Origin of the sequence: Sulfurovum sp. (assembly GCF_041551015.1) — a bacterium.
Classification (GTDB): Bacteria; Campylobacterota; Campylobacteria; order Campylobacterales; family Sulfurovaceae; genus Sulfurovum.
Window position 1 is genome coordinate 1 of sequence record NZ_JBFENQ010000104.1, and the last position, 6724, is coordinate 6724.

Below are 6724 nucleotides of genomic sequence, written 5' to 3' on the forward strand. Positions count from 1 at the left end.
GAAGATGCCATAAACATGGTAGAGCAAGTCAATGATTCAAGGGTGGGCGATTTCTTTAAGAAACATATAGGTAAACGAGTCACGCTTCAACAGGTTCGTGCAATTTTTGATAGAAGCTTTGGGCTAGGTACAGGAAAACGGGTAGAGTTAAAATGTCATAAGGGGCTTATCACTGAACTTTGGTTACATTTAGGATCTGGGAATGATGACTTAGGTATACTCTTAAAACAAGGAAAACAAACACGAAGCCATTGTCAAAGTGGATTCATAGACAAGGCAGGGTTTTGAGTGATAAAGTAGATGTATTAGAAGCACTAAAGCATTCCAATGTTTTTTTAACAGGTGGTGCAGGGGTAGGTAAGAGTTATATTACCAACGAGGTGATCTCAGACTACCGGAAAAGAGGAAAACAGGTTGTCTCTCTAGGATCAACAGGTGTGAGTGCTGTAAATATTGGCGGATTTACTGTACATAGCTTTTTTGTGTTCGGTATAGCCAATAATTTTGAGGAGTTGGCTGCGGGAGATAAACGTGCGAAGAAAAGGCTTGTAGATCTGAAGAAGGTGCTTAAAGCCACAGATCTTATCATCATCGATGAGATCTCTATGGTGAGCACTGATCTGATGGATATGATAGCGTACAGATTGAACAATTACGGATATCTGGGAAAAGTACTTTTTGTGGGAGACTTTTTTCAGCTGCCACCTGTACAGAAACAGCAAAATAGAAATGATGTTTTTGGAGAGAAACTCTATGCCTTTGAAAGCATGGCTTGGGAACGTTTTGATCTTACGGTCATAGAACTTACCGAGATGAAACGTACTACAGATGCAGAGTTTACGCATATCCTCTCTAAAGTCCGTAAAGGGAAATGTGACGAAGAAGTGGTCAATTATATGATAAGACTTTGGAACACAGAAAGTATGGAGAAAGATCCAACCTATCTGTTTGGACGTAACTTGGAAGTAGAACAGACCAACAGAGCCAAGATCAATGAACTTGATACAGAAGAGACGATACTCTTTGCAAATGTAGAGATGTTTGGTTCTGTACACGAGAAGAAGTTGACAGGCTGGAAAAACATGCTTCCTATTTCAGAACATCTCACGCTTAAAGAGGGAGTACCTATACTTTTTACTGTGAACAAATGGGGTAAGTTTGTCAATGGTGAGAGAGGAATACTCAGAAAGATAGAAGAGGATCATCTCATTGTGGAAAAAGAAGATGAGTTTGTACGTGTTGAAAGACATGAATTTGATCTCGTCGATATGCTGGTTAAAGAAGACGGTGCTGTTGAGACGATGTCATTGGCTACACTTTCACAGTTTCCTCTGAAGCTGGCCTATGCAGTGACCATACACAAGTCACAAGGGATGAGTATAGACAACCTTGTATGTAATGTAGATAATATTTTTGCACCAAGCCAGTTCTATGTGGCTATATCACGTGCAATAGATCCTAAACATCTCAAGATAGAGTTTAATAGAGGTGATCTGACACAGTATTTACGAAGGGTTATTCATGTGGATCAAAGGGTAATTGAATATTATGCTAGAATAGACAATTAATGTTTTAAAAAGGATATGAATGCAACTTACTATTATATTGCTTGGTGCGGTACTTGGCTTGATATATGGAGCAAATACAGACGGTTTTATCTTTAGTTCCGATATCTGTTTATTTGCAGGATTGACTTTGATCATGCCAACACTCTTTAATGTAAAGCTTCAAGATATTAAACTTATTTTCGAATATAAAACAGTCATTATGAAAAGTTTAGCGGCAAATTTCATTCTTTTACCTATTATAGCTTTGATGATCGGATTTGGTACACAGAATTTTGGTATAGCAGCAGGACTTTTTTTACTCTCTGTACTTGGTGGGGGCGGTATGGTCATGCATTGGATCAAAAAATCAGATGCAGACACTTCTATAGGTTTTATTTTACTCTTTATCAATCTGATCTTTGTTTCACTTTCTTTACTGATGTTACATATTTTTGGAATCTATACGGCAGAGTATTTTGGGGAATCTTATTCAGATGAAAGAAATTTAAGTAATTTTGCGCGAGCAGTTATCACATTGTTGATCGTGATTCCTTTTATTGCTAGTAGAGTTGTTTTATTTATAAAACCTTTGAAAAATTTTATAGAAGAAAAACGCAGTTATATTAGTAATATCAGTTTGTTTATTATTCTCTTCTATCTTTTTGGGCTTCAGAAGTCACAACTTCTTTTTGAACTTTATACATTTGAACCAGAACTTATTTTTATAGCAATCATAGCTGTGCTAGCATTTTATTTTTCTATTTTTATTGTTTCAAAATTTATCTATAACCTTGAATCAGCGCAGGAAAGAGCAGCTTTCTGGCATAGTATTACAAGATACATAACGCTGGCATTGGTTCTCTCTACATTCAGTACAAATACCTTTGGTGTTTCGATGATCTTGCCTATTATGTTTGCCTACATCGTTCAAATACCTTTTGCAATTTTCATGGATTCAAAGATAGTAGCTAGAAGATTAAAATAGACAAAAGAAGCAAAAGTACTGTGTACTAAGTGACGATAAGAATATATCCTGCCGGTTTGATATGCAAGATATTATTGTCTATGGTCACAATGTCTCCATCAAGCTCTATATGGTTATAGGTATTTTCTAGTTTAATGGTCATCTCTTTCACTTCTCCATAAAAACTACCGAATTTTTTAATAAAAGAAGCAGGCGTGAAGATAAAAAAACGATTGGAACTTAGAAGCATAAAAGGTGTCATGATGAGGTGTAACGGGAGTAAAAAGAGCAAGGCCAGTATGTATTTACCTATATTGTTTTTTAATAGACCAAAACGCAGTGTTTCTGCAAGAAAAATATGCTGAAGATCACCCATATTTCCAGCCGAAAAGAGAAAAACTTCATCGTTGAGTGAATAGTAGTGGTGTTTTTGGATTTGGGGTCTTCTCCCATTTGCCAGTGCATGAAGCACTTGTTCAAGTTTTGGGACCTTGTGAAGCTTTGCAACGACATTAAAAGAACCTATAGGATTGAGTATGAATATAGCTGAGTGAGATATGTTTTGTAATGCTTTAACAACGCGTCTAATACTGCCATCTCCACCCGATATTATGATATAGTCATACTCTTTTAGATCACAATATGTTTCAAGTGCTGATATTTCTATAGAAGTGATATGGAGTGCATCGTGTTGCAGTGTTTTGCCTATAGAAAGAATACGCATTATGTTCCTTATAAAATCAGCTATAATTATAACCATGAAAATTGAAAATGAAGATGCACTTGATAATCTTATTATCTGTAAACAGTGTTTTACACTGCATGAAGAAGTACCTATAGAAGACGGTACTAAAGCATGCTGTTCTGAATGTGGAGCTATACTTTATAGGTATGACAGTAAACTTATTGAGCATGGTTTGGCATTGAGTATCACTGGGTTTATTTTTTTTGTTTTGGCAAATCTCTTTCCTTTGGTGCAGATAGAGATACTTGGACATGAACAGTTTATTACTATTCCTAAAACGATTTTTTCTCTTTTCGAGAGTGAATTTTATATTGTAGGGCTTATTTGTATTTTTCTCATCTTTATTTTTCCTCTGATGATTTTCACTATAAATATACTTCTGTTTATATTGTTAAAGATGGAGCGTCATGAAAAATTGACAAAAGAACTGCTTATCTTACTTTCTCATATTATCCCTTGGAGTATGACAGACATATTTCTTATCAGCATACTTGTGGCACTTGTCAAACTGATAGGTTATGCTCAGATACATATGGGAGTTTCCTTTTGGGCATTGATAGTATTTGTACTTATTGACCTGTATATCGTGAAACGTCTTAATCTCTCCGAGTTATGGATGTTGAGAAAAAGAGCCTTTGCTACCAAGGATGAAGAGTGATAGAAATAGATGAAAAAAAACTTATAAGATGTCCGGTATGTGAGGCCGTAAATATAGACAAAGGTAAAGAAAATTCTTGTCGCCGTTGCGGTTCTACGATTTATCCCAATAAAGGTTTTAGTACTGAAAAAAGTTGGGCATACCTTATTACTGCCATGATCGCCTACATACCTGCAAATATTTACCCTATGCTTATTACAAAACAGTTTGGAACACAAGAGGGTAATACACTGATTGGCGGTGTGGTGATGTTATGGGAACATGGTTCCTATCCTGTAGCTATGATTATCTTTGTTGCATCTATTCTTATACCTGTGTTAAAGTTTCTTGTCTTGATTTATCTGTTAATTAGTGTAAAATACGCAATAGGAAAAGACAGAAAAGTCAACAAGCATAAACTTTACTATATGACAGAGGTTGTAGGACCATGGTCTATGATCGATGTTTTTGTTGTAGCTATACTTGCAGCATTGATACATTTAGCCAATATTGAAATTATTGCAGGAACAGCAGCGACGGCTTTTGCTATTTCAGTATTTTTTACACTCTTGGCAGCACATGCATTTGACGAAAGACTTATTAAGGAATATAAATAGATGTCAGCACAGATACCACAGGTAGAAGAATCAAGCAAATTTAACTTAATTACTTCCATATGGATCGTACCTTTTATTGCACTGATCATTGCCGCATGGCTAGCGTATCAGTATTTCTCTGAATTGGGGCCTGAAATTAAAATTAGTTTTTCTACCAATGAAGGTTTGAATGCAGGACAAAGCCAGATAAAATATAGAAATGTACCTATAGGAACAGTGAAGAAGATCGTATTACAACAAGATGGTGAAGGTGTTACAGTGATAGCAAGAATGGAAAAATCAGCAATTCCATATCTTAATTCAAATGCAAAATTTTGGATTGTAAAACCTGAAGTAGGTATGTCAGGTGTTTCTGGGTTGGATACGCTGATCTCTGGAACCTATATTAACATGCACTCTGAAAAAGGTGGAAAATCACAAAAGATTTTCAGCGGTTTGAGTGAAGGATACAGGTATTCAGAGGAAGGAAAGTACTTTCAGCTCACTGCTCCTTCAGGATACAATATTAAGGAAGGTACACCTATTTTCTTAAAAAATATTCAAGTGGGACAAGTAGAGCATATCAATATCTCGCTTGATGGACAAAGTGTTGAGTTTGCGATCTTCATCAAGAATCTTTATGTGCCGTATGTACATAGAAGTTCCAAGTTTTGGGTTACAAGTGCGGTGGATGTAAGTTTTGCTAGTGGTAGACTTGATGTCAATATGGCACCCGTGACATCTTTGCTGCAAGGAGGTATCGAATTTTCATCTACAGGAGAGGATATAACGGATACTGTTCCTAATAAATTTGCTTTCCGTCTTTATAAAAATGCTCATCTTGCTGAAGGGCAGACTATTGGAAAGGGCGGGGATTTTATTCAATCTTTTGAAATAATGACACAAGATTCAATTGCAAAACTTAAAAGAGGTGCTTTTGTTGAATATGAAGGTTATGAGGTAGGACGGGTAAAAGATATTGAACTTTCATATAATGATGATACACATAAGATATTGGGGAAGATCTTAGTGGATATAGATCTATCATCTTTTGCTTCAAAGAAAGATGATGTCATACGCTGCCAAAATAGATTTTACAAAGCAATTGAAGAGGGCATGAGTGCAAAAATAACACCTACTGATCCTTTCACTGGTACACTTTTTATTGATTTGCTTTTCGATGATAACATTACAAACAGGAGTATCAAGAAAGGTAAGAAATATGTACTTCTACCATCTATTAAGAGTGACAAAGGAGGAATAGTGGATGAGGTTGAAAAAATACTCCAAAAACTCAATAAGCTTCCTTTAGAGAAATTACTTGCTTCCATAAATAAAGTCGTTGATGATAATGCAGAGCCTATACATCAAGTACTTGAAGATCTTAGCAAGACAGTTAAAAACCTTAATGAAATGACAGATAGAAAGTCATTTAAAACCATGCCGGATGAACTCGATAAAACAATGAAAGAATTGACTGCAACACTCCGTACAGCTAAAAAAGTAGTTAAGGGTTATGATAGTAATTCTCTATTGACAAATCAAATCACTCAAACACTTGAAATAGTTACAAAAACATCTGAAGAGATGCAACTGTTCTTAAGAATGCTCAATCGTAAACCAAATTCACTCATTTTTGGAGATAACTAATGTTGAGAATTAAAATTCAGGACAATGGAGGCACTAAATGCTAACTCGTATAAAAATGAAAATGCTCTTTATGCTCATGGCACTACTTAGCATTAACGGATGTGTGTCATCTAGCAATTATTATGTACTTTCACTTGCTCCTCAGCCAACTTCTTATTATGAAAACAAAAGTAGAAGCATTGGAGTCAAAAAGATCACAGTTCCCGAATATCTTTATAAAAGAGAAATTGCTGTGGCAAAGACATCAAGTCAGATCAGTTTACTAAGTGGAGCAGTATGGGGAGAAGATCTTGATGCGGGACTCACACATAGACTTATTGGCTTTTTACAGAAAAAGTTTCAACAGCCAAGTGTTTATGCTTATCCATGGGGCGTAGACAGACAACCAAGTTTGATAGTAAACGTAGATATTACACGTTTTATCGCTCAAGGAGATAAAGTATACCTTGATGCCAACTGGGAAGTGATGAAAGTCAGCACTCATAAACGTAAAGCAAAGCTCTTTAGTACAGCGGTTTCTACACATAGCGATGCAGCCAGTATAGTGGATGCTATGGATAGAGCATTTGGACAGTTGGAAGAAGA

At 35.9% G+C, this 6724-nt stretch carries 7 protein-coding genes and 1 pseudogene; 7 read left to right on the plus strand and 1 reads right to left on the minus strand.

Translation table 11 applies throughout. The annotated features are described in order from the left end of the window. From ABZC96_RS07400 to ABZC96_RS07410, 3 genes and pseudogenes are all read left to right on the plus strand, one after another. Window positions 1-288 (plus strand): annotated as a pseudogene (locus ABZC96_RS07400) (hypothetical protein); the annotation flags it as partial. Beyond that, entirely contained in the window at window positions 285-1568 is a 1284-nt protein-coding gene (locus ABZC96_RS07405; protein WP_373030157.1) for an ATP-dependent RecD-like DNA helicase, read from the plus strand. The pseudogene ABZC96_RS07400 and the gene ABZC96_RS07405, both read left to right, overlap by 4 nt. A gap of 19 nt (window positions 1569-1587) precedes the next feature. Next, on the plus strand, window positions 1588-2532 hold the full coding sequence (locus ABZC96_RS07410; protein ID WP_373030158.1) for a hypothetical protein: 945 nt from the start codon (window positions 1588-1590) through the stop codon (window positions 2530-2532). Between the two features lie 25 nt (window positions 2533-2557). Here ABZC96_RS07410 and ABZC96_RS07415 read toward each other — a convergent pair whose 3' ends face one another. Then, the gene (locus ABZC96_RS07415) at window positions 2558-3235 is read right to left on the minus strand and encodes a diacylglycerol kinase family protein (RefSeq protein ID WP_373030159.1); all 678 of its coding nucleotides are present in this window, start codon (window positions 3233-3235) and stop codon (window positions 2558-2560) included. A 34-nt stretch (window positions 3236-3269) separates the two neighbouring features. Here ABZC96_RS07415 and ABZC96_RS07420 point away from each other — a divergent pair, with 34 nt between their 5' ends. From ABZC96_RS07420 to ABZC96_RS07435, 4 genes are all read left to right on the plus strand, one after another. Next, the gene (locus ABZC96_RS07420; protein WP_373030160.1) at window positions 3270-3914 is read left to right on the plus strand and encodes a paraquat-inducible protein A; all 645 of its coding nucleotides are present in this window, start codon (window positions 3270-3272) and stop codon (window positions 3912-3914) included. After that, on the plus strand, window positions 3911-4510 hold the full coding sequence (locus ABZC96_RS07425) for a paraquat-inducible protein A (protein WP_373030162.1): 600 nt from the start codon (window positions 3911-3913) through the stop codon (window positions 4508-4510). The genes ABZC96_RS07420 and ABZC96_RS07425 overlap by 4 nt, the downstream gene beginning before the upstream one ends. Beyond that, window positions 4511-6139, plus strand: coding sequence for an intermembrane transport protein PqiB (locus tag ABZC96_RS07430; protein WP_373030164.1), 1629 nt, complete (start codon window positions 4511-4513; stop codon window positions 6137-6139). Between the two features lie 37 nt (window positions 6140-6176). Beyond that, window positions 6177-6724 (plus strand): membrane integrity-associated transporter subunit PqiC (locus ABZC96_RS07435; protein WP_373030166.1); only part of this gene is annotated, 548 nt, incomplete at its 3' end.